The sequence below is a fragment of the Burkholderia sp. Ac-20384 genome (assembly GCF_017104605.1).
Lineage (GTDB): Bacteria > Pseudomonadota > Gammaproteobacteria > Burkholderiales > Burkholderiaceae > Burkholderia > Burkholderia lata.
Genome location: NZ_JAAGPE010000748.1, coordinates 1 through 301 on the forward strand (window position 1 = coordinate 1; position 301 = coordinate 301).

General features: G+C 55.5%; 1 protein-coding gene. It reads left to right on the plus strand.

From position 1 onward, the window contains the following. Positions 1-67: 67 nt before the first annotated feature. On the plus strand, positions 68-301 hold a 234-nt coding region (locus G3O00_RS43175; RefSeq protein ID WP_206146652.1), incomplete at its 3' end, for a hypothetical protein.

The window sequence follows — 301 nt, forward strand, 5'->3', positions numbered from 1 at the left end:
TTCGGCACGGGGCCAAACCCGCGAATATTGAAAGGATCTGCCATTTGGGACACTCGGTTGAGGAGGGATGGCAAAGTTTGGAAGCAAGCGGCGTGGAGCACGCCGTCGATGCGAGGTGTGGTACAGGGATGCGAAGCGGCTGGGGCGGGAATTGTTGGAGCGAATCACTTTCGGCGAACCTGTCCGCATTAATGAGATGGTCAGCCTGACCGAAACAACCCGATCGGCTTACGCTGATCGGGTTGTTTCCTTATTGGGAGGTCATTATGGACACGGTATCGCTGATCGGGATCGATTTAGG